The organism is Flavobacterium helocola (assembly GCF_038289885.1).
Lineage (GTDB): Bacteria > Bacteroidota > Bacteroidia > Flavobacteriales > Flavobacteriaceae > Flavobacterium > Flavobacterium cheniae.
This window is the reverse complement of sequence record NZ_JBBYHT010000003.1, coordinates 82,031-103,683: the sequence shown is the minus strand read 5'-3', so window position 1 is coordinate 103,683 and position 21,653 is coordinate 82,031. Positions and strand designations below refer to the sequence as shown.

Here is a 21,653-nt window from a genome sequence, read left to right as displayed (position 1 = left end):
GAAACCAAAAAAAGTGCAACGCCTCCATGCATCTCTCTCAACAAAATCCACTTCAAAAAAATCTCCGTGTATCTCTGTGTAAAACATTTCCATCAGCCTTCGACTCCGCTCAGGGTGACAATCGTGTAAAACAAATTTTTAAGACTTCTTAAATCTGTATTCCTGAAAAAATTTTTAACATCCTCTTTCCATTCTCCTCATCTCAAAGTCTCCTTGTCTCCTTGTCTCCCAGTCTCCTCGTCTCCTCGTCTCCCAGTCTCCTCGTCTCCTTGTCTCCTCGTCTCCTTGTCTCCTCGTCTCCCAGTCTCCTCGTCTCCCAATCTCCTCGTCTCCCAATCTCCTCGTCTCCCAGTCTCCTCGTCTCCTTGTCTCCCAATCTCCACGTCCTCTAAAGTCTCCCGTCTACATTTCCAGACAAAAACCCTTTAACATCATAAATAACATTTCTATCTTTGGTTAAAGAAGCCATATCTAAAGCTGCAAATTCTTTGTGAGCAACACCTAAAACTACTGCATCAAATGTTGAATCAGGTAATGTTTGAATAGTTTCAATACCATATTCGTGTTGTACTTCTTCGGGTTTTGCCCATGGATCGTAAATGGTGATATGGATTCCGTATTCTTTTAAAGCGTGAACAATATCTACAATTTTGGTGTTTCGAACATCAGGACAATTTTCCTTGAAAGTCACTCCTAAAAGTAATAGTTGTGCTTCATGAAGTACGATTTCTTTTTTAATCATTAACTTCACTACTTGAGAAGCTACATATTCTCCCATACTATCATTCATGCGTCGACCCGCTAAAATGATTTCAGGATGATAGCCTGCCTCCAAAGCTTTTTGTGCTAAATAGTAAGGATCAACACCAATACAGTGTCCGCCAACTAAGCCTGGTTTAAAGGGAAGAAAATTCCATTTGGTTCCAGCCGCTTCTAAAACTGCCTGAGTATCAATTTCTAGAATATTGAAAATTTTTGCTAATTCGTTTACAAAAGCAATATTGATATCTCGTTGAGAGTTTTCAATTACTTTTGCAGCTTCAGCTACTTTAATGGTTGGAGCTAAATGCGTACCAGCCGTTACTACACTACTATATAAATCGTCTACTTTTTTACCAATTTCTGGAGTAGAACCCGCGGTAACTTTTAATATTTTCTCTACTGTATGCTCTTTATCGCCTGGATTGATTCGTTCTGGAGAATACCCAGCGAAGAAATCTTCATTGAATTTTAATCCCGATAATTTCTCTAGAACAGGCACACATTCTTCTTCAGTTACACCTGGATAGACAGTTGATTCGTATATTACGATATCTCCTTTTTTCAATACTTTCGCAACCGTTTCACTGGCTTTATAAAGTGGTGTTAAATCAGGCTTATTGTGTTTATCAACTGGTGTTGGAACCGTAACTATGTAATAATTGCAATCCGCAATATCGGCTAATTGATTAGAACAATATAAACCGATTTCATTCGAAGACTTATCAACTAAAACTGATTTTAATAACGCTTCTTCAACTTCTAACGTTAAGTCAATCCCATTATTTAGTTCGGAAATACGCTGTTGATTAATATCAAATCCTACGACTGAATATTTGGTAGCAAAAAGTCGTGCCAATGGCAAACCTACATATCCTAAACCAATAATAGCCAGACGAGCTGACGGGGTGATAGGGTGATTTTGAGACATTATAAATTCCATTTTTCAGGTTCAACAATCATCTTCACTAACATTCCTAGTATCATATCGTATTCTTTATATAATTTTTCGTAATCTTCAATCGTAACATATTCACAAGCAAGAGCAAAATCCAACCAAACATGAGTTTCAGCAGCTTCAGCTTCACAATCAGAAAGTTTAGAAACAAAATTCTTAGGATATCTCCTTTTTCTAAAAGCTTCGGCCAAATTAGCACAAACAGAACGAGAACTTCTTCTAATTTGATCAGTTAAGGAAAATTTTTCTTCCACAGGAAACGACTTAGACAATTTGTAAATATCCATAGCTGCCATAAAAGCCGCTTGATATACTCTTAAATCTTTATGAGTAGCAATTTTCGCCATAATTTATGATTTTAAAACTAACATCACTCCCAAGTCCCCAAGTCCCCTCGTCCCCCAATCTCCTCATCTCCCAGTCTCCTCATCTCCCAGTCTCCTCATCTCCCAGTCTCCTCATCTCCCAGTCCCCTCATCTCCCAGTCCCCTCGTCTCCCAGTCTCCCAATCTCCTCGTCTCCTCGTCTCCTCATCTCCCAATCTCCTCATCTCCTCGTCTCCTCGTCCCCCAATCTCCTCGTCTCCCTCTCAACTACCTCGATCCAATTCCTTGGTAAATAAATCCAATTTTTTCTAACTCTTCTTTATTCAATATATTTCTACCATCAAAAACAAAAGCTGGCTTTAACATATTGTCATATATTTTTTGCCAATCGTATGTTTTAAACTCGTCCCATTCTGTTAAAACAGCAATTGCGTGTGCATTATTACAGGCATCATAAGCGTTAATTGCTACTTGAACACCTTTTGCGTTTTCTATTTCTGAACGAGATTCTAAATAATTCAAATCAAATTGAATTTGCGCTGAAGCTACTTTAGGGTCATATACAACTACTGTTGCTTGCTCACTTAATAAATCGTCTGCCACATAAATAGCTGCTGATTCACGTGTGTCATTAGTGTCTTTTTTGAAAGCCCAACCTAAAAATGCTATTTTCTTTCCAGAAACGGTGTTATATAAGGTTTTGATTATATTATTGGCAAAACGGCGTTTTTGATGATCATTCATAATGATTACTTGTTCCCAATAATCGGCCACTTCATTTAATCCGTATGATTTAGCAATGTAAACTAAATTCAAAATATCTTTTTGAAAACAAGAACCTCCAAAACCTACAGATGCTTTTAAGAATTTAGGTCCAATTCTGCTATCTAATCCAATTGCTTTTGCTACTTCGTTAACATCAGCACCTGTTTTTTCACACAATTCGCTCAAGGCATTAATTGAAGAAACACGTTGTGCTAAAAACGCATTGGCAGTTAATTTTGATAATTCTGAAGACCAAACATTAGTCGTTAATATTTTATCTTTTGGAACCCAATTTGCATATACATCAACCAATTGTTGAATTGCTTTTTGACCTTCAGGGGTTGTATCTCCACCAATTAAAACTCTATCCGGTGCGAATAAATCTTCAACAGCAGTTCCTTCAGCTAAAAATTCTGGGTTGGATAAAATTTGAAACTGTACTCCGTTTCCAGTATTATCTAAAATATCTTTAATAGCACTTGCAGTTCTTACAGGTAACGTTGACTTTTCAACAACAATTTTATCGTTTTTAGCTACACGAGCAATTTGTCGCGCGCACAATTCAATATATTTCAAATCGGCAGCCATTCCTTTTCCTACACCGTAAGTTTTGGTTGGTGTATTTACAGAAATAAAAATCATTTGTGCTTCATCAATTGCTTTGTCTACTTCAGTTGAAAAAAATAAATTTCTACCACGAGCTTCCGCAACAACGTCACTTAATCCAGGTTCATAGATAGGAATATTATTCACATCCGCATCGTTCCATGCAGCGATTCTTTTTTCATTTAAGTCAACAACGGTAACTTTTATGTGTGGACATTTTTGAGCAATAATAGCCATTGTTGGCCCTCCAACATACCCTGCACCGATACAACAGATGTTTGTAATCATTGTATTATCTTTTTACTTTTTATTTTTTACTTTTTACTTGCAAATTATTCCAATACCAATTTACCGCTTCTTTCAAACCTTCTCTCATTGAGAACTTTGGTTGGTAATTTAGTAGTTTCTTTGCTTTTTCAATACTTGCTAATGAGTGAGGAATATCTCCTACTCTATTTTCTCCATAAATGATGGGAACATTAGCTATTTCATTATCATAGTTTGATAAAAACTCTCTTAAAGAATTGACCAACTCATTTAAAGTGGTTCTTTCTCCAAAAGCAGTATTATAAACCGTATTTATTGCCGATTTATTTTCGGTCAACATTGCCAACTCATTCATTTGTATCACGTTATCTATGTAGGTGAAATCGCGAGAAAAATTTCCATCGCCATTAATTACTGGACTTTCATGATTTAGAAATTGGGCTACAAATTTAGGAATTACTGCGGCATAAGCACCATTTGGGTCTTGATTTCTTCCAAAAACATTGAAATATCGCAATCCAATAGTTTCCATTCCATAGGTTTTACTAAATACATCAGCATATAACTCGTTTACATATTTAGTAACAGCATAAGGTGAAAGCGGTTTTCCTATAACTTCTTCAATTTTAGGTAAGCTTTCAGAATCGCCGTAAGTAGAAGAACTAGCTGCGTAGATGAATCGTTTTACATTAGCATTTCTTGACGCTATTAACATATTCAAAAAACCAGAAACATTTACTTCATTTGTAGTAATAGGGTCATTAATAGAACGAGGCACACTACCCAGAGCCGCCTGATGTAATACAAAATCAATTCCAGAAACCGCTTTTTCACAAATTTCCAGATTTCTAATATCACCTTCAATTAATGTAAAATTTGGATTGGAAAGAAATTGTTCAATATTATGACGATGTCCTGTTGAAAAATTATCCAAACAAACCACTTCGTTATCTTCTAAAAAATACCCACACAAATTAGAACCGATAAAACCTGCTCCACCTGTAATAAGTATCTTTTTATTTGAAATTTTTGTCATGTAGTTTGCCTCACCCGATTTTAGCTATTTTTTTTAAACTTATCTAGTATTTTTCTCCAACCTGATTTAGGTTGTACTTCATCATGATAAGCTTCTCCATAAGCTCCGTAACCATAACCATAGCCATATCCGTAACCATAGCCATATTTAGCTTTGTTTTGAAAACCATTAAACACGATACTGATATTATGTAGTTCGCCTCTTTTATGCTTATCATTGACTACACTTAACATGCCTTTTTTTGTATACCCTTGTCGTGTTACATATAATGTTGCATCGCAAAAATGAGCTAATTCTAATGCATCTGAAACTAATCCAACGGGTGGTGTATCTAATACGATATAATCGTATTTTGTTTTTAGTTCTGCAATCATTTCACCCATAGCTTCACTCATTAACAATTCGGATGGATTTGGCGGAATAGGTCCGGAAGGAATCACATCAAGATTTTGAATATGTGTTTTTTGAATTACTTCATCAATTGATTTTTGTCCGATTAAATAATTCACTACACCTGTGATATTATCGATATTAAAATCCCCAAAGATTCTTGGCTTTCTTAAATCTAAACCTACAATTACGGTTTTTTTATCACTTAATGCAAAAACAGTTGCTAAGTTAATAGAACAGAAAGTTTTACCTTCCCCACTTACCGAAGATGTTACCATTAAAATCTTAGAACCTTCTTTTTGTTGCTTTTTATACATGAACTGTAACGAAGAACGAATGGCTCTGAATGACTCTGCTAAAGGTGATTTTGGTTTTTCGAAAACCGATAAATTATTATCTGTGTTTTTCTTACCAACTACTCCAATTAAAGGAATATTTGTTAATTTTTGAATATCATCAGTTGTATTAATGCTGTTATCTAACAATGTAATTACAAACACAATAAGTAACGGAATTAAAAAGCCCAACATCGCAGCTAAAATATAATTGATGCTTGTTTTAGGACCTCTCAAACCACCACCAACATCTTTTGCTGGATCTAGAAAATTAATATCTGAAATATTAGCTGCTTTTACAATTTCTGCCTCGCTTCTTTTTTCTAAAAATGTGCTGTATATTTTGTCTTTTAGATTGTACTTTCTTGTAATCTTGATATGCTCTTGTTTGTTTTCTGGCAACAAACTAGCTTCCCCTTCTGCCTTTGCTATATTTCTATTAATAAGAGACAAATCTAAATTTAATGCACTTTTTGCGCTTGCAATATTTTCTAGAAGTACTTTTTTAATTGATTCCATTTCTACATCAAACTCAGAAAACATTTTCTTGTTTTTAACTGAGTAAGCTAAATTTGCACGTTCTGCTGACAAACCAATTAATTTAGTCACGTTCCCTACCACGTTTGGATCATCTATTCCTGCCACAGCAGGAGCAGGTAATTTGGAATAATCCGTAGTTTTCTCTAAATAATTCTTTAGTAAATTATAATAAGCAATTTTTCTATTGATAGCGTCTTTTTCGACATCATAATTTGTTAATCTTCCACTTAAAATTCCTCCGCCATCTTCTAACTCAAAAACATTTTTCCCTTTTCTAAATTCTTTTAGTTCATTTTCAGCTTCTTTAATTTGACCTTCCATTTCTCTCAAAGTACTATCTATGAAAGCAATTGTATTGTTTGCAAATTGATTTTTACTATCTAATTGAACCTTTTTTAAAACTTCAACTGTAGTATTCAAATACTCCACCAATCTGTGTTTGTTTGTTCCTTCCATTTGCAGACGTATAACTGATTGTGCTTTTAAATCAGCACTTACATCAATTCCTCTGAAAGCTCCTACTGTTCCATTGAAATCATCGAAACGCAAGAAGTATTCTTGATTAGTATACTCATAAACCTCTGGTTTGATGATAACTTTAAGATTTAAAAAAGGTAAAGTAACTTCTTCATTTATTTTATAAACTCTTTTAAATTCTCCTCCCGAAACATTTACAGGTTTAGCAACTAAGTCTTCATATTGCATTACAGTTGCCGAAGTAGCTTCACCAAAATCAATACTTAATTCGTATTGCGTTGGAGACAAAAATTTGATTTTTATTAATTGACCGAAAAGTTGTCCTTTTGTCTTATCAATTTCCACATAAAAAGGAACTTCTCCATATACATCCTGAAAATAGTATTCTCCTTTTTTAAGGTATTTTATATAGTATTGTAGCTTATCTACAACAATTTCATTGTGCGACCGCGATTTCAAAGTCGTAATAATGGTTTGTACTTTATCTGAAGTACCGCCCCAATTAAATACCAAACTCGTATTTGATGTAAAAAAAGGATTATTTTGGTCTTCTACTACGATAAGTGATTCCATTCCATAAACACTTTCTTTCCTGATATTTACATTATATGCATAAACAAAAGTGATGATTAAAGACAAAACAAACCATTTCCAATAGCTAATGACTTTCAAGATGAACCCTTTGAAGTCGAACGAATTCTGTGATTCGAAAAAATTAAAATCTTTAGTATCTAACATTTTAATTACAATGTTTTAGACAACACCAATAATGTTGTAATTAAAGAAATAGCAGTCATAATAGTTGCTACAGATTGCACTCCTGTAACTCCCGTTCCCCATGTTTTTTGTTTTAATGGTTTAATGATAATGTAATCATTTGGCTGAATATAAAAATTAGGAGAGCTCATCGCACTTTCTTTTGTTAAGTCAATACTATACGTTTCAAAACCATGCGGGAATTTCCTAATAATTTGAACATCTTTTCGGTTTCCAGTTATAGGAATGTCGCCTGAATTGGCAATCGCTTCCATAATGGTTGCTCTATCTTGATATAAAAATTTTATTCCTGGCGACCCAATTTCTCCATTGATTGTATATTTTAGTCCTGCCAGTTTTACCGTAACAAAAATATTAGCATCTTTTTTGAAGTATTCTTCTAATAATTGCTTTTCTACTTTTAGTCTTACTTCGTCTGTTGTGAAACCTAGGACATTTAATTCTCCTAAAATAGGCACTCTTATGTTACCATGGTCATCTACTGTATATCCCGTGTAATATAATCCTTGCAAAGAAGTTTGAGATTGAGACGCAGATTCAGTAACGGAAAACATATCTACTAACTTTTGATCCAAGGCTTTAATTGTAATACTTATTACATCGTTTGTTTGAATTCTGTAAGGCTTAGAAACTTCTTGAGCAACTTTTATAGAATCAGATTTTGATGTAGCATCAGGTTGCAAATACATCAAATCTTTTGTAGAAATACAAGAAGTAAATAAAACCGAGAATAAGGCAAAAAAAACTATTTTTTTCATGAGTAAGCTATACTGATACTGTCTGCATTTTATAAATAAAACACAAACCACACTAAATTAGGTAACAAATATAGTTTTTACAATTAAAATAACGAAGTTATTCCTGATTTTTGATTAAAATTTTGCTAATATGGCTTTATAGAAGTTTCAAATGGAATTCTATTTAACAAGCTTCGGCCTAAGGTTACTTCGTCGGCATATTCAAGTTCATCTCCAACGGCAATTCCTCTTGCAATGGTAGATGTCTTCACTTCATATTCTTTAATCTGTCTGTAAATATAAAAATTGGTTGTATCGCCTTCCATAGTGGAACTTAATGCAAAAATAATTTCAGAAACATTTCCTTCTTTTACTTTTTCAACTAATGAAGTGATTTTTAATTGACTTGGACCAACACCTTCAATAGGGGAAATTTTACCGCCAAGTACATGATAAATCCCTTTGAACATTCCGGTGTTTTCTAATGCCATGACATCACGAACATCTTCTACCACACAAATAATTGATTTATCTCGGGAAGCATTGGAACAAATTCCACAAATCTCTGCATCTGAAATGGTGTTACATTCTTTACAATATTGAATATCATTACGCATGGCTGTTAAAGCTGAAGATAACATTTCTGTCTGTTCTGCAGGTTGTTTTAATAAATGCAAAACCAATCGTAATGCCGTTCTTTTACCAATTCCTGGCAATTGAGACATTTCGTTAACCGCATTTTCTAATAATTTTGAAGGCAATTCCATTTAGCAAAAGTAAAAAAAAGTTAGGAGATAGAAGTTGGGAGTTAAGAGTTTCCCAAAAATAATTACAAAAGAATTTTCTTTTGACTTCTCGCTTCAAACTTCTATCTTTTTCCTATTTTAGCACAAATTAAAACCAACCTATGACTTCAGGAACTATTTTAGCTATCATTATTATTTATTTCGGAATCCTCATTCTTATATCCAATTTTGTAAGTAAAAAAGACAGCAGTAACGATGCTTTTTTTAAGGCGAATAAAAACGCAAAATGGTATTTAGTTGCTTTTGGTATGATTGGAACTGCACTTTCTGGTGTTACCTTTATATCTGTTCCGGGTGAAGTCGGAAATCCTGATTTGCAGTTTAAATATTTCCAATTTGTATTAGGAAATGCAATTGGTTTTATCATTATCGCCACTGTCTTGCTTCCACTTTATTATCGAATGAATTTAACTTCGATTTATAGTTATATTGAGCAACGATTAGGTGTTGTAAGTTACAAAACAGCAGCCACTATTTTCTTGATTAGTAGAACTATTGGTTCGGCTTTTCGATTGTATTTAGTGGTAATTGTGTTGCAACGTTTTGTTTTTGACGAATACAACGTTCCGTTTGCAGTGACGGTTTTAATCTCATTAGCCTTGATATTTGCTTACACTTATCGTGGTGGATTAAAAACAATTATTATTACCGATACTTTACAAACCTTTTTCTTAGTATCATCGGTATTTTTAACGATTATTTTTATTTGTAACAGCTTGGATTATAGTTTTACCGAGGCTTTTGAAGCTGTAAAAAACAGCAATTATTCTAAAGTTTTCTTTTATGAAGATTACTTGAAAGGCAATTATGTTATGAAACAAATTTTAGGCGGAATCTTTGTAACTATTGCTATGGTAGGATTAGACCAAGATTTAATGCAAAAGAATTTAAGTTGCAAAAACATTGGTGAAGCGCAAAAAAACATGTTTACGTTTACTGGGATTTTTGTAATTATCAATATTTTCTTTTTAAGCGTGGGAGCTTTACTTTATTTATATGCCGAGAAAAACGGCATTTCTGTTCCAATGGTAGATGGTGTAAAACGTACTGATTTACTTTTTCCTGAAATTGCATTTAACCATTTGAGTATTATTCCTGCTGTTGTTTTCTTACTAGGATTGACCGCTGCAACTTTTGCCACAACTGATTCGGCTTTAACTGCTTTAACTACTTCTTTTTGTGTCGATTTCTTAGGAATGGATAAAGCAGAAAATCAAAACAAGCCTAATGTAGTTAGAACACGTCACTTGGTACATGTTGCCTTTTCATTATTAATGTTTTTAGTGATTATCATTTTTAATTCATTAAATGACAAATCGGTAGTAACCATGATTTTTAAAGTGGCTAGTTACACGTATGGTCCACTTTTAGGATTATATGCTTTTGGATTGTTTATGAAATCAAAAACCGTTCACGATAAATTAGTTCCAATTATCTGTATAATTTCTCCATTAGTTTGCTTTTTATTAGCCAAAAATTCAGCGGCTCTTTTTGGAGATTACGTAATTGATAACGAATTAATTATCGTAAACGGAATTATTACTTTTATAGGATTGTTGTTAATCAGTAAACCTGCTACAAGTCAAACTAAGTTTTAATATTGATTGGTTGCCAATAACACCAAAGTACAAGCTACTTCATACTGAATATTATTTGCTTCCAATATTTTATAAAATTCAGGGTTTTCTGTTCCTGGATTAAAAATAACGCGTCTTGGTTTTAACGATAAAATATAGTCGTAATAGTCTTGTTGTACTTTTGGATTAAGATATAAAGTCACTGTATCTACGGCATGAAAATCTAGTTTCTCAGTTTCGATAGGAATATCAAATGCCATTCCTTTTTTGGCTCCAATGGCTACTACCTGATGACTTTTATCTACTAAACTATGAATGGCTTTATAAGAATAACGTTCTTTATTTGTGGAAGCTCCTATTACTAATGTTTTCATGATTATATATTTTACAAGCTAAAGTTACGAATAAATAAACAAATAATAAAAATTTGCTAAAGTCTGAATTGAAAAAGAAATTTGAAGTAATTTTAAACAAAAATGCTTTACAATATCTCATACAAAGACCCAAAAATTGAAAGAGAAATCAATGAATTAGTAGGCAAATCTTATTCTTTAATTGAAAACCTTAAAAAAGGCGGAATAGGCTCTCCAAAATTATTCATCACTCGATGCAGTGCTGCTATTTATGATTTATTACATGTAAATAACACTGTAAAATTCTGTAATATTGAATTGCGACCAAAAGGAATTATAATTGGTTTTCAATCAAGATTAGATGTATATGCATTAGTTATTCCTTATTACAAGTTAGTACTATTTAAACCTGGAAACTCGATTACTTTTCATATTGACCAACATTATATTAGTGTTGATTGTTCAAAAAACAGCAAAGGAGTTCAAAAATTCATAAATAAGCTTGAATTGGAAAAAGAGAAAAATACCTACTATTCTCCTCTAGATGTTTACTAATTATTTTAGCTTACGTTTTCTAAACTTAAAAGTAATCTAGATTTTTTTTTGAATCAAAAATAAAATAATTACCTTGTACTATATTTGTAAAAATTTTACGATGGAATTATTCATTTATTTATTCGCCGCTTTATTCTCAGTATTAAATCCTATTGGAACAGTTCCTATTTTTGTTGGGTTAACCCAAGGATATACAAAAGCTGAACGATCAAAAGTATCGTTATTGACTTCTTTTAATGTATTTATCATTTTGATCATTTCATTTTTTATTGGTCAATATGTATTACAATTTTTTGGAATTACGATTACTGCGTTACGAATTGCCGGAGGAATTATTATTACTAGTTCGGGATTTGGATTATTAAATGGAAATTTCAGCAAAAACAAAGGGATTAATAAAAAGGTCCAAAAGGATGTTGAAAATCGTCATGATATTGCATTAACACCTTTAGCAATGCCTATGTTGGCCGGACCAGGTTCTATTTCTCTATTAATTGCTTTTTATCAAGATCATAACACGACTAATGAAATTATTATTTCTTCCATAGCTATTTTAGTTGTGGCAGCAACAATTTATTTAATTTTAAGAAGCGCACATTATTTAGCTAATATTTTAGGTGCTTCTGGGATTGTTGCTATTTCAAGAATTATAGGTTTTTTAACCATTGCTATTGGAATACAATATATAATTAGTGCAGTTTTAAGTATTGTTAGAGGTATTTAAAATTTTCTTTTTAGTACCTTTAATAAAAAATGCGAATTTTATTAACAGGTGCTAACGGATATGTCGGAAGAAGATTACTCCCAGAACTTCTATCTCAAGGTCATGAGGTAATTTGTTGTGTTCGTGATAAAAACCGACTTGGATTAGACAAAACCACTCAAGAAAGAATTACCATTTGGGAAGTTGATTTCTTACACCCAATAAACCTAAACAATCTTCCTGAAAAGATTGATGTAGCTTATTATTTAATCCACTCCATGACATCTTCTACTTCTGATTTTGATGTTATGGAAGGAAAATCAGCGCACAATTTCAATTTATACATGAACGAAATTGGCGTTAAGCAAGTGATTTATTTGAGTGGAATTGTCAATAACTCCGAACTTTCCAAACATTTACAATCAAGAAAAAACGTTGAGGATATATTATTTGAAGGTAATTTCAATACCACTGTTCTTCGTGCAGGAATTATTGTAGGTTCTGGAAGTTCATCATTTGAAATTATTCGCGATTTGTGTGAAAAGCTACCTGTTATGGTAACTCCAAAATGGGTTTTAACGAAATGTCAACCTATTGCAATTCGCGATGTTATTCATTATTTAACTGGAGTTTTACTAAAGGAAGAACATTATAATAAATCCTACGATATTGGCGGGCCTAATGTGATTACATACAAAGAAATGATGCTTTTGTATTCCAAAACGAGAGGCATCAAACTTTGGATTTTTACACTTCCTGTAATGTCGCCAAAGCTTTCTTCTTATTGGTTGTATTTTGTAACTTCTACTTCCTACAAATTAGCAGTAAACTTAGTTGACAGCATGAAAATGGAAGTCGTTTGCAAAAACAACGATCTTCAAAAAGCATTAGGAATTAAACCAATCACTTATGTAGATGCTATTAAATTGGCATTTTTAAAAATGGAACAAAATCTCGTTATTTCTAGCTGGAAAGATAGTTTAGTAAGTAGCCGATTTAAAGAAAATTTTTCTGAATTTATTCAAATTCCTACTTATGGATGTTTGAAAGATCATAAAATTAAATCGGTAACCAATGTTGAAAAAACACTTGATAATATTTGGTCTATTGGTGGTGACAAGGGTTGGTATTATGGAAATTGGATGTGGAAAATCCGTGGTTTTTTAGATAAACTTTTTGGCGGTGTTGGATTGAGAAGAGGCAGAACACATCCAACTCATTTAGACAATGGTGACGCTCTTGATTTTTGGCGCGTTTTAGTAGCCAACAAAGAAGAAAAAAGATTACTTCTTTATGCTGAAATGCGATTACCTGGAGAGGCTTGGCTAGAATTTAGAATAGACAACGAAAACAAACTCCATCAAATTGCAACTTTTAGACCTAAAGGATTGTTAGGGCGACTATATTGGTACAGTTTAGTTCCGTTTCATTTTTTTATTTTTGGAGGCATGATTAAAAATATTACCAAATAAAAAAATCCCAAATTCTGATTAAAGTTAGAATTTGGGATTTTTGTTTTATTAAAAAACACTATAAATGACGGCAAAATTATTCTTGCGGTAAGAAAATTTCTGCCATCATGCAACGAGCACTTCCACCACCACAAGCTTCAATTGTATCTAAACTTGAACTTACTATTGTTACATGCTCTTCTAATTGTGCAATTTGCTTTTTAGTTAAACTTTGATGTGCCGATGCGCTCATGATTAAATACCTTCTATCATCTGTCCCTTTCACTTCTAACATATTTCCAGCAAAATTATTCACTTGATCTTCAGTTATCAAGATTACTTCTTTTTCGTCGCCTTTTAAACTATCTAAGACCATTTTACGTTCTTTCTTATCGTCGATACAATCCGCACAAATAACTGCAAAAGTTTCGCCAACACACATAATTACGTTTGTATGATAAATATGTTTTCTTTCACCGTTTACTGTTTGGAATGCTTCAAAAATTACAGGTGTAAATTCGAAATCTTCACAAAATTCAATGAATAATTCTTCATCAGCTCTTGGAGATAAAGCACAATAGGCTTTCCCATTAGCTCTATCTAAAACAATACTTCCGGTTCCTTCTAAGAAAACATCATCATCTTCAGCCGAAGTATAATCCATGATCTCGTTGATTACAAAACCTTTTTCTTCTAAAGTATCTAAAATATCTTCTCTTCTTTCTAAACGACGATTTTCAGCAAACATTGGATATAAAACTACATCTCCATTTTCATGAAATGAAATCCAATTGTTTGGAAAAATACTGTCAGGTGTATCAGGACTTAAGGTATCTTCCACCACTACAACATTCAATCCAATCATTCGTAACTTCTGAACGAAAGTATCAAATTCTTCTTGTGCTTTTGCATTAACCGAAGATGGTGTTAAATTATCTAATACTTTTTGGTAATAATTATTTACCGCTGTTTGTTCATTCATTCGGAATGCTACCGGACGAATCATCAATATGGAATTAGTTGTTTGGTTCATGTTTTATTTTTGTTTAGAGACATTGCAGTGCAATGTCTGTACATTAATTTATTTCTTAATCCCTTATCAAAGGCAAAGTTGAGCATCGTAATAATCCTTCTTGTTTAGCAATTTCTGCATACGGAATTTCTTCTACTGTAAATCCGTTTTCACGCAACCAATTGTTTAATCTAGTGAAATTCTTTTCCGAAACTACAACATCGGGAGCAATCGAAAACACATTTGAATTCATATGATACATTTCTTCTCTTTCGATATGGAATAAATTCTCTTTTCCGAATAAATTCACCAAAAACATATAATCTGCTTCTTCACGAAAACCACTTTTATAGATGATTCCTTTGTTTGTTCCAACAGGTTGAAAACAGCAATCTAAATGCAAAGCATTATCGCGAGGTTCAATTTTTGATTTTACCAAGTCGAATGCTTTCACAATTTTATTTGGAAACAAAGCTTTAATATAATCAACTCCTTGCCAATTAGTTCTAGCCGTAATGTAATCTTTGTAATCTGAACCTTTATATGTTCCAATGAAGATATAATCATTCCAAGGCATCACGTCTCCACCTTCAATATGAACTTCATCTGGCGGACGTACCACTTTTTTAGGATCAATTTGATCTATTACGTATTGAATAGCGTCTAATTCACGCTCTCTGTCTGGTAAAATATTGGCTTTAATAAAAATATCATCGATTACAAATCCGATATCTCTAGCGAAAATTTGGTTATAATTTTCAATAATTTGAGGTCTAAAGACTTTTACGTCATATTTTTGGAACACTTTATTAAAAGCTTCCATTTCGTTTACCATATCTGCTTCCACAGGATAGGTTCCAGCTTTAATGTGCTCTAATGATTTTGGATCATAAGCTTCTTCGATGGTAGGTGTTGGACCATTACTAACAGCGGTTCCTAACACCACTGCCCTTAATCGAGAAGTTTCATTTTTTACATTTAATTGTAACATAGCATATGGCTTTTGGCAAATATAGAAAAAGGAAACGAGATTATTAATTAGTCAATCGTTATAAATTTATATCAAATTGATTGTATTTGCACATAAATGATTAAATTTGAGAAAACAATAAAAACAATTTATCATGGGATTATCGAATTTTTTCAGTTCTTTATTTGGAAAAGCAAAAGAACAAGCTGAAATAGCAAAAGAAAACTTGAGCGAAGTAGCTGAAAATGTAGCTGAAAAAGCTGCTGATGTAGCTGAAGACGTAAAAGAAACAGTTGAAAACGTAGCTGAAAAAGCGGCTCAAAAATTGGAAGAATTAAAAGCGAATGAAAAAGTAGCTGATGTAATAGAAACTGCAAAAGAAAAAACTGCTGAAGCTGCGGGTTGGGTTGAAGAAAAAGCACACAACTTAAAAGAATCATTACAAAATGTAGCTGAAACTGTAGAAGACAAAGTAGAAGATTTAACAGGAAATAAAGAAGAGGAAGAACAAAAACCTGCTGAATAAGTGCTAAACCCATAAAAGCAAAAATCCCACTTTTCAGTGGAATTTTTTTATGATTACCTGTCTTTTACTTCTTTAAAAGGACGTAATGTATAACCTGTGTAAACTTGTCTTGGACGACCAATTGGTTCTTTGTTTACTCTCATTTCTTTCCATTGTGCAATCCAACCTGGTAAACGACCAATAGCAAATAAAACAGTAAACATTTCAACTGGAATACCCATAGCTCTGTAGATAATTCCTGAATAGAAATCTACGTTTGGATATAAGTTTCTCGCTTTGAAATATTCGTCTTCTAAAGCTACTTTTTCTAATTGTTTTGCGATATCTAATAATGGATCATCAACACCTAATGAATTTAATACATCATCAGCTGCTTTTTTAATGATAGTTGCTCTTGGATCAAAGTTTTTATACACACGGTGTCCGAATCCCATTAAACGGAATGGATCGTCTTTATCTTTTGCTTTTAAAACGAATTTAGCTACATCACCACCATTGTCATGGATTTCTTGTAACATTTCTAATACTGCTTGATTAGCTCCACCGTGAAGTGGTCCCCAAAGAGCAGAAACTCCAGCAGAAATAGAGGCAAATAAACCAGCATGAGAAGAACCCACAATTCTTACTGTAGAAGTAGAACAGTTTTGTTCGTGATCTGCATGCAAGATGAATAATTTATCTAAAGCAGCTACTACTTTTGGATCTGCTTTGTAAGGCCCTGTTGGTAATTCAAACATTAAACGCATGAAATTATCAACATATCCTTTTGTATTATCGTAATAATTTAATGGATATCCCATTGTTTTTCTGTAAGTCCATGTAGCAATTACTAAGAATTTGCCCATAGTTTTACAAACCGCATCATACATTTCTTTTTCGTTGTGAGGATTCACAGACTTAGGATTAAATGCAGTTAAAGCACTTGTTAATGAAGCTAAAACACCCATTGGATGAGCCGTTTTTGGAAAACCATCAATGATGTTTTTCATTTCCTCATTAACTAATGTGTATTTACGAATATCGTTTTCGAATTTTTCTAATTGTGCTGCTGTTGGAAGTTCTCCAAAAATCAACAAATAAGAAACTTCTAAGAAATCAGCTTTGTCGGCTAAATCTTCGATTGAATATCCTCTGTAACGTAAAATCCCTTCTTCACCATCTAAGAAAGTAATTTCACTTGTACATGAACCTGAGTTTTTATACCCTGGATCAATAGTAATAGCACCAGATGCACTACGCAACTTGTCTATATCGATAGCAACCTCATTCTCAGTTCCCACAATTACTGGAAACTCATACTTTTTGCCATCAAGCTCTAATATTGCAGTTTTTGACATATTATTTATATGGTATTTTATGATAAAATTAATGTGAATTGCGAATTTAACAAATAATAATCAAACAATAAAGAAATTATCTATAATTTATGGTTAAATAATATACATGAAAAACCCTCTCAAAATTTACATTCTGAAAGGGTTGAGTATTTAGATACTGAAACGATCCCGAAGCATCGGGACAGTATGACAATAATATTGTTATTTTTTAACTTTAAAAGCATTTACTCCAGGAAAAAAAGCTACATCCGCTAATTCTTCTTCAATTCTTAATAATTGATTGTATTTAGCCATACGATCTGAACGAGAAGCCGAACCTGTTTTGATTTGTCCACAATTTAAAGCAACTGCTAAATCAGCAATTGTATTATCTTCTGTTTCTCCTGAACGGTGCGACATTACAGAAGTATATCCTGCATTATGTGCCATGTTTACAGCTGCAATCGTTTCTGTTAAAGTACCAATTTGGTTTACTTTAATCAAAATTGAATTTGCTATTGATTGACTAATTCCACGAGATAATCTTTCAACATTAGTTACGAATAAATCATCCCCAACTAATTGTACTTTATCTCCGATTTTCTCTGTTAATAATTTCCAACCTTCCCAATCGTCTTCGTACATTCCGTCTTCTATAGAAATAATTGGATATTTTTCAGTTAATTCTGCTAAATAAGAAGCTTGTTCTTCAGAAGTTCTGATTTTTCCTGTTTCACCTTCAAATTTAGTGTAATCGTATTTTCCGTTTACATAAAATTCTGAAGCTGCACAATCTAAAGCAATCATTACATCATCACCAAAAGTATAACCAGCATTTGTAACTGCTAATTTGATAGAATCTAAAGCATCTTCTGTTCCGCCGGCTAAATTTGGAGCAAATCCACCTTCATCACCTACTGCAGTAGATAAATTTCTATCGTGTAATACTTTTTTAAGGTTATGGAAAATTTCAGTTCCCATTTGCATTGCATGAGTGAAATCTTTTGCCTTAACTGGCATAATCATAAACTCTTGAAAAGCAATTGGAGCATCAGAATGCGAACCTCCATTGATGATGTTCATCATTGGAACTGGCAATGTATTCGCAGAAACGCCACCAACATAACGATATAAAGGCATTCCTAATTCGTTAGCTGCTGCTTTTGCAACCGCTAAAGAAACACCTAAGATTGCATTAGCACCTAAGTTTGATTTGTTTGCTGTTCCGTCTAATTCAATCATCATTTTGTCGATTAAATTTTGTTCAAAAACCGACATTCCTACAATCGCTTCAGCAATTTTTGTATTAACATTTTCAGCAGCCTTTAAAACACCTTTTCCCATGAAAGCCTTTCCGCCATCACGAAGCTCTACAGCTTCATGTTCACCAGTTGAAGCACCACTTGGCACAGCTGCTCTTCCTAAAATTCCGTTATCTGTAACTACATCTACTTCGATTGTAGGGTTTCCACGCGAATCTAAAATTTGTCTTGCGTGAACTTTGATAATTATACTCATTTTATATTTTTTTAGTTATTACCTTATGAATAATAACAAATTTATAATTTAAACTATAATGATATTAAAAAACTTATAAACGATAACGTTTTAGTTGCTTGCAGTTTTTATGTTTTCGATAAATTGGTCAAATAAATAACTTGAATCGTGAGGTCCAGGACTTGCTTCAGGGTGATATTGAACCGAGAAACAATTCTTAGATTTCATTCTCATTCCTGCAACCGTTCCATCATTCAAATGTTCGTGTGTTAATTCGAAATCTGGATGCTTATCAAGTTCTTCTCTTACAATAGCGAAACCATGATTTTGTGAGGTAATTTCACCTTTTCCAGAAATCAAATTTTTAACTGGGTGATTAATTCCGCGGTGACCGTTAAACATTTTATAAGTTGAAATTCCGTTAGCTAAACCAATGATTTGGTGCCCTAAACAGATTCCAAATAACGGTTTATTTACATTAAGAATTTGTTTCGCTACCTCTTGTGCACATTCTAAAGGTTCTGGATCGCCAGGTCCGTTTGACAAGAAATATCCATCTGGATTGAATGATTTTAAATCTTCAAATGAGGCATTGTATGGAAAAACTTTAATGTAGCAATCTCTCTTCGCTAAGTTTCTTAAAATATTTGTTTTGATTCCTAAATCTAAAGCTGAAATTTTATATTTCGCTGTTTCTTCACCAAAGAAATAAGGTTCTGAAGTCGAAACTTTTGAAGCCAATTCCAAACCATTCATATCTGGAACTTGCGCTAATCTTTCTTTTAATTCTTCAATTGGAGTTCCATCTGTACAAATAACAGCATTCATCGCACCGTTATCTCTGATATAACTTACTAAAGCTCTTGTATCTACATCTGAAATTACGATAAGATTTTGTTTACTCAAATAATCGAATAGACTTTCTGAAGCATCTACACGTGAATAATTAAAGCTAAAGTTTTTACAAACCAATCCCGAAATTTTTACTGAATCAGATTCAACTTCTTTGTCGTTTACACCATAGTTACCAATATGTGCATTGGTTGTAACCATGATTTGTCCGAAGTAAGAAGGGTCTGTGAAAATTTCTTGATAACCTGTTGTTCCTGTATTAAAAGCGACTTCACCAAAAGTAACACCTTCAATTCCGATTGATTTTCCGTGAAAAATAGTACCGTCTTTAAGGAGTAAAACGGCTTTAGAACGATTGTTGTATTTCATTGTGTTGTGTTGTTGTGGTTGCAAATTTAGTTATAAAAGTTGTTTTTAGAAAATCTTTAATTCCATAAAAACAAAAAAAAAGGATAAACTTAAAAAAGTCTATCCTTATTATTTTTACATGAATGGTTTCATGATTATTCTGTAGCTTCAGTATTTTCAGAAGTTTCAGCTGCTGGAGCTTCAGGAGTACCTTCCGCTTTTTTAGCTTTTCCACGACGAGTCGTTTTCTTAACTTCTTTTTTACCACCGTTATACAAGGTGTTGAAATCTACTAATTCGATCATTGCCATGTCAGCGTTATCTCCTAAACGGTTACCTAACTTGATGATACGAGTGTATCCTCCTGGACGGTCACCAACTTTAGCAGCAACTTCTCTGAACAATTCAGTAACAGCATATTTATCTCTTAAATAAGCGAAAACTGTACGACGATTGTGAGTAGTATCTTCTTTTGATTTTGTTACTAACGGCTCAACGAATTGTTTTAAAGCTTTAGCTTTAGCAACAGTAGTGTTGATTCTTTTATGTTCGATTAAAGAACAAGCCATATTAGCTAACATAGCTCTTCTATGTCCTTTTTGTCTACTTAAATGATTGAATTTTTTTCCGTGTCTCATGACTTATTTTGTTTATCTTCATCTTGCATCAATCCATTTAAGGAGCGCAAAATATGAAGCAATTATTCTTTATCTAACTTGTATTTAGTTAAGTCCATACCGAAAGTAAGGTTTTTATTCGCCACTAACTCATCTAATTCAGTTAATGATTTTTTACCAAAATTACGGAACTTCATTAAGTCGTTCTTGTTGAAAGAAACTAAATCACCTAATGTATCAACTTCAGCCGCTTTTAAACAATTTAATGCTCTAACAGATAAGTCCATATCAACTAATTTAGTTTTCAATAACTGTCTCATGTGAAGAGATTCTTCGTCATAAGACTCAGTTTGAGCAATTTCATCTGCCTCAAGAGTAATTCTTTCATCAGAGAACAACATAAAGTGGTGGATTAACGTCTTAGCTGCCTCAGTTAATGCATCTTTAGGATGGATAGAACCATCTGTAATGATTTCAAAAACTAATTTTTCGTAATCTGTTTTTTGTTCCACACGGAAATTCTCAATAGTATATTTTACATTCTTTACTGGTGTGTAAATTGAATCTGTAAAAATAGTTCCTATTGGAGCGTTTGATTTTTTGTTCTCTTCAGCTGGAACATATCCTCTACCTTTTTCGATAGAAAGTTCCATGTTGATAGATGTTTTGCTGTCTAAATTACAGATAACTAAATCTGGATTTAAAACTTGAAAACCAGAGATGAATTTTTGAAAATCACCTGCAGTAATTTTATCTTTACCTGAAAGAGCGATTGAAACAGATTCGTTATCAATATCTTCAATTTGACGTTTAAAACGTACTTGTTTAAGATTTAAGATAATTTCTGTTACATCTTCAACAACACCAGAGATAGTAGAGAACTCATGTTCTACACCTTCTATTCTTACTGATGTAATTGCATATCCTTCAAGAGAAGAAAGCAAAACTCTTCTAAGTGCATTACCAACAGTCAATCCGTAACCAGGTTCCAAAGGTCTAAATTCAAATTTACCTTCGAAATCCGTAGAATCGATCATGATAACTTTATCGGGCTTTTGAAAATTAAATATTGCCATACTTTCGACTAAAGTCAATTA

The 21,653-nt window shown here is 33.0% G+C and carries 20 protein-coding genes; 5 read left to right on the top strand and 15 right to left on the bottom strand.

What is annotated here, in order from left to right:
• Positions 1 to 388 precede the first annotated feature (388 nt).
• The 7 genes from AAEO58_RS07695 to recR form a co-directional block, all read right to left on the bottom strand.
• Positions 389 to 1,702, bottom strand: a complete 1,314-nt coding sequence (locus AAEO58_RS07695; RefSeq protein WP_341682890.1) for a nucleotide sugar dehydrogenase — start codon at positions 1,700 to 1,702, stop codon at positions 389 to 391.
• Positions 1,690 to 2,064, bottom strand: a complete 375-nt coding sequence (locus AAEO58_RS07690; RefSeq protein ID WP_341682889.1) for a four helix bundle protein — start codon at positions 2,062 to 2,064, stop codon at positions 1,690 to 1,692. Before AAEO58_RS07690 ends, AAEO58_RS07695 begins: the two co-directional genes overlap by 13 nt.
• Positions 2,065 to 2,310: 246 nt before the next feature.
• Positions 2,311 to 3,702: a UDP-glucose 6-dehydrogenase gene (locus tag AAEO58_RS07685; protein WP_341682888.1), complete on the bottom strand. Its 1,392-nt coding sequence runs from the start codon at positions 3,700 to 3,702 to the stop codon at positions 2,311 to 2,313.
• Between the two features lie 19 nt (positions 3,703 to 3,721).
• Positions 3,722 to 4,717, bottom strand: coding sequence for an SDR family oxidoreductase (locus AAEO58_RS07680; RefSeq protein WP_341682887.1), 996 nt, complete (start codon positions 4,715 to 4,717; stop codon positions 3,722 to 3,724).
• Positions 4,718 to 4,737: 20 nt separating this feature from the next.
• Positions 4,738 to 7,197 carry an exopolysaccharide transport family protein gene (locus AAEO58_RS07675; RefSeq protein WP_341682886.1) on the bottom strand — a complete coding sequence of 820 codons (2,460 nt, stop codon included), beginning with the start codon at positions 7,195 to 7,197 and terminating at the stop codon, positions 4,738 to 4,740.
• Positions 7,198 to 7,202: 5 nt separating this feature from the next.
• Positions 7,203 to 7,994, bottom strand: coding sequence for a polysaccharide biosynthesis/export family protein (locus AAEO58_RS07670; RefSeq protein WP_341682885.1), 792 nt, complete (start codon positions 7,992 to 7,994; stop codon positions 7,203 to 7,205).
• Between the two features lie 125 nt (positions 7,995 to 8,119).
• The gene (recR, locus tag AAEO58_RS07665) at positions 8,120 to 8,740 is read right to left on the bottom strand and encodes a recombination mediator RecR (RefSeq protein ID WP_341682884.1); all 621 of its coding nucleotides are present in this window, start codon (positions 8,738 to 8,740) and stop codon (positions 8,120 to 8,122) included.
• A 140-nt stretch (positions 8,741 to 8,880) separates the two neighbouring features.
• On the opposite strand from recR, the gene AAEO58_RS07660 reads away from it, so the two are divergent.
• On the top strand, positions 8,881 to 10,377 hold the full coding sequence (locus AAEO58_RS07660) for a sodium:solute symporter (RefSeq protein WP_341682883.1): 1,497 nt from the start codon (positions 8,881 to 8,883) through the stop codon (positions 10,375 to 10,377).
• On the opposite strand, the gene AAEO58_RS07655 is transcribed toward AAEO58_RS07660, so the two are convergent.
• The gene (locus AAEO58_RS07655) at positions 10,374 to 10,730 is read right to left on the bottom strand and encodes a CoA-binding protein (protein ID WP_341682882.1); all 357 of its coding nucleotides are present in this window, start codon (positions 10,728 to 10,730) and stop codon (positions 10,374 to 10,376) included. The genes AAEO58_RS07660 and AAEO58_RS07655 overlap by 4 nt on opposite strands.
• Positions 10,731 to 10,832: 102 nt before the next feature.
• Here AAEO58_RS07655 and AAEO58_RS07650 point away from each other — a divergent pair, with 102 nt between their 5' ends.
• The 3 genes from AAEO58_RS07650 to AAEO58_RS07640 all read left to right on the top strand — a co-directional run bounded on the left by AAEO58_RS07650 (position 10,833) and on the right by AAEO58_RS07640 (position 13,439).
• Positions 10,833 to 11,264, top strand: a complete 432-nt coding sequence (locus AAEO58_RS07650; RefSeq protein WP_341682881.1) for a hypothetical protein — start codon at positions 10,833 to 10,835, stop codon at positions 11,262 to 11,264.
• A 100-nt stretch (positions 11,265 to 11,364) separates the two neighbouring features.
• Complete coding sequence (locus AAEO58_RS07645) at positions 11,365 to 11,988, top strand: MarC family NAAT transporter (RefSeq protein ID WP_133609636.1); 624 nt, start codon at positions 11,365 to 11,367, stop codon at positions 11,986 to 11,988.
• Positions 11,989 to 12,017: 29 nt separating this feature from the next.
• On the top strand, positions 12,018 to 13,439 hold the full coding sequence (locus AAEO58_RS07640; RefSeq protein ID WP_341682880.1) for an SDR family oxidoreductase: 1,422 nt from the start codon (positions 12,018 to 12,020) through the stop codon (positions 13,437 to 13,439).
• Positions 13,440 to 13,515: 76 nt separating this feature from the next.
• On the opposite strand, the gene ctlX is transcribed toward AAEO58_RS07640, so the two are convergent.
• Together ctlX and AAEO58_RS07630 are read right to left on the bottom strand one after the other, a co-directional pair.
• Positions 13,516 to 14,451 carry a citrulline utilization hydrolase CtlX gene (ctlX, locus tag AAEO58_RS07635; RefSeq protein ID WP_341682879.1) on the bottom strand — a complete coding sequence of 312 codons (936 nt, stop codon included), beginning with the start codon at positions 14,449 to 14,451 and terminating at the stop codon, positions 13,516 to 13,518.
• A gap of 55 nt (positions 14,452 to 14,506) precedes the next feature.
• On the bottom strand, positions 14,507 to 15,421 hold the full coding sequence (locus AAEO58_RS07630) for a dimethylarginine dimethylaminohydrolase family protein (RefSeq protein ID WP_133609630.1): 915 nt from the start codon (positions 15,419 to 15,421) through the stop codon (positions 14,507 to 14,509).
• A gap of 133 nt (positions 15,422 to 15,554) precedes the next feature.
• Here AAEO58_RS07630 and AAEO58_RS07625 point away from each other — a divergent pair, with 133 nt between their 5' ends.
• Positions 15,555 to 15,926: a hypothetical protein gene (locus tag AAEO58_RS07625; protein WP_341682878.1), complete on the top strand. Its 372-nt coding sequence runs from the start codon at positions 15,555 to 15,557 to the stop codon at positions 15,924 to 15,926.
• Positions 15,927 to 15,979: 53 nt separating this feature from the next.
• Here AAEO58_RS07625 and AAEO58_RS07620 read toward each other — a convergent pair whose 3' ends face one another.
• The 5 genes from AAEO58_RS07620 to AAEO58_RS07600 form a co-directional block, all read right to left on the bottom strand.
• Positions 15,980 to 17,263 carry a citrate synthase gene (locus AAEO58_RS07620; RefSeq protein WP_341682877.1) on the bottom strand — a complete coding sequence of 428 codons (1,284 nt, stop codon included), beginning with the start codon at positions 17,261 to 17,263 and terminating at the stop codon, positions 15,980 to 15,982.
• A gap of 201 nt (positions 17,264 to 17,464) precedes the next feature.
• Positions 17,465 to 18,760 carry a phosphopyruvate hydratase gene (gene eno, locus AAEO58_RS07615; protein WP_341682876.1) on the bottom strand — a complete coding sequence of 432 codons (1,296 nt, stop codon included), beginning with the start codon at positions 18,758 to 18,760 and terminating at the stop codon, positions 17,465 to 17,467.
• Between the two features lie 90 nt (positions 18,761 to 18,850).
• Complete coding sequence (carA, locus tag AAEO58_RS07610; protein ID WP_341682875.1) at positions 18,851 to 19,960, bottom strand: glutamine-hydrolyzing carbamoyl-phosphate synthase small subunit; 1,110 nt, start codon at positions 19,958 to 19,960, stop codon at positions 18,851 to 18,853.
• Positions 19,961 to 20,094: 134 nt separating this feature from the next.
• The gene (gene rplQ / locus AAEO58_RS07605) at positions 20,095 to 20,577 is read right to left on the bottom strand and encodes a 50S ribosomal protein L17 (RefSeq protein ID WP_133609620.1); all 483 of its coding nucleotides are present in this window, start codon (positions 20,575 to 20,577) and stop codon (positions 20,095 to 20,097) included.
• 62 nt (positions 20,578 to 20,639) lie between these two features.
• Positions 20,640 to 21,632 carry a DNA-directed RNA polymerase subunit alpha gene (locus AAEO58_RS07600; protein WP_133609618.1) on the bottom strand — a complete coding sequence of 331 codons (993 nt, stop codon included), beginning with the start codon at positions 21,630 to 21,632 and terminating at the stop codon, positions 20,640 to 20,642.
• Positions 21,633 to 21,653 lie beyond the last annotated feature (21 nt).

Coding starts and splice junctions, on each gene's coding strand:
- AAEO58_RS07600 (WP_133609618.1), bottom strand. CDS start 21,632: ATGGCAATATTTAATTTTCAAAAGCCCGATAAAGTTATCATGATCGAT.
- AAEO58_RS07625 (WP_341682878.1), top strand. CDS start 15,555: ATGGGATTATCGAATTTTTTCAGTTCTTTATTTGGAAAAGCAAAAGAA.
- AAEO58_RS07650 (WP_341682881.1), top strand. CDS start 10,833: ATGCTTTACAATATCTCATACAAAGACCCAAAAATTGAAAGAGAAATC.
- AAEO58_RS07675 (WP_341682886.1), bottom strand. CDS start 7,197: ATGTTAGATACTAAAGATTTTAATTTTTTCGAATCACAGAATTCGTTC.
- AAEO58_RS07640 (WP_341682880.1), top strand. CDS start 12,018: ATGCGAATTTTATTAACAGGTGCTAACGGATATGTCGGAAGAAGATTA.
- eno (WP_341682876.1), bottom strand. CDS start 18,760: ATGAGTATAATTATCAAAGTTCACGCAAGACAAATTTTAGATTCGCGT.
- AAEO58_RS07680 (WP_341682887.1), bottom strand. CDS start 4,717: ATGACAAAAATTTCAAATAAAAAGATACTTATTACAGGTGGAGCAGGT.
- ctlX (WP_341682879.1), bottom strand. CDS start 14,451: ATGAACCAAACAACTAATTCCATATTGATGATTCGTCCGGTAGCATTC.
- AAEO58_RS07655 (WP_341682882.1), bottom strand. CDS start 10,730: ATGAAAACATTAGTAATAGGAGCTTCCACAAATAAAGAACGTTATTCT.
- AAEO58_RS07685 (WP_341682888.1), bottom strand. CDS start 3,702: ATGATTACAAACATCTGTTGTATCGGTGCAGGGTATGTTGGAGGGCCA.
- AAEO58_RS07660 (WP_341682883.1), top strand. CDS start 8,881: ATGACTTCAGGAACTATTTTAGCTATCATTATTATTTATTTCGGAATC.
- AAEO58_RS07695 (WP_341682890.1), bottom strand. CDS start 1,702: ATGGAATTTATAATGTCTCAAAATCACCCTATCACCCCGTCAGCTCGT.
- recR (WP_341682884.1), bottom strand. CDS start 8,740: ATGGAATTGCCTTCAAAATTATTAGAAAATGCGGTTAACGAAATGTCT.
- AAEO58_RS07670 (WP_341682885.1), bottom strand. CDS start 7,994: ATGAAAAAAATAGTTTTTTTTGCCTTATTCTCGGTTTTATTTACTTCT.
- carA (WP_341682875.1), bottom strand. CDS start 19,960: ATGAAATACAACAATCGTTCTAAAGCCGTTTTACTCCTTAAAGACGGT.
- AAEO58_RS07630 (WP_133609630.1), bottom strand. CDS start 15,421: ATGTTACAATTAAATGTAAAAAATGAAACTTCTCGATTAAGGGCAGTG.
- AAEO58_RS07645 (WP_133609636.1), top strand. CDS start 11,365: ATGGAATTATTCATTTATTTATTCGCCGCTTTATTCTCAGTATTAAAT.
- AAEO58_RS07620 (WP_341682877.1), bottom strand. CDS start 17,263: ATGTCAAAAACTGCAATATTAGAGCTTGATGGCAAAAAGTATGAGTTT.
- rplQ (WP_133609620.1), bottom strand. CDS start 20,577: ATGAGACACGGAAAAAAATTCAATCATTTAAGTAGACAAAAAGGACAT.
- AAEO58_RS07690 (WP_341682889.1), bottom strand. CDS start 2,064: ATGGCGAAAATTGCTACTCATAAAGATTTAAGAGTATATCAAGCGGCT.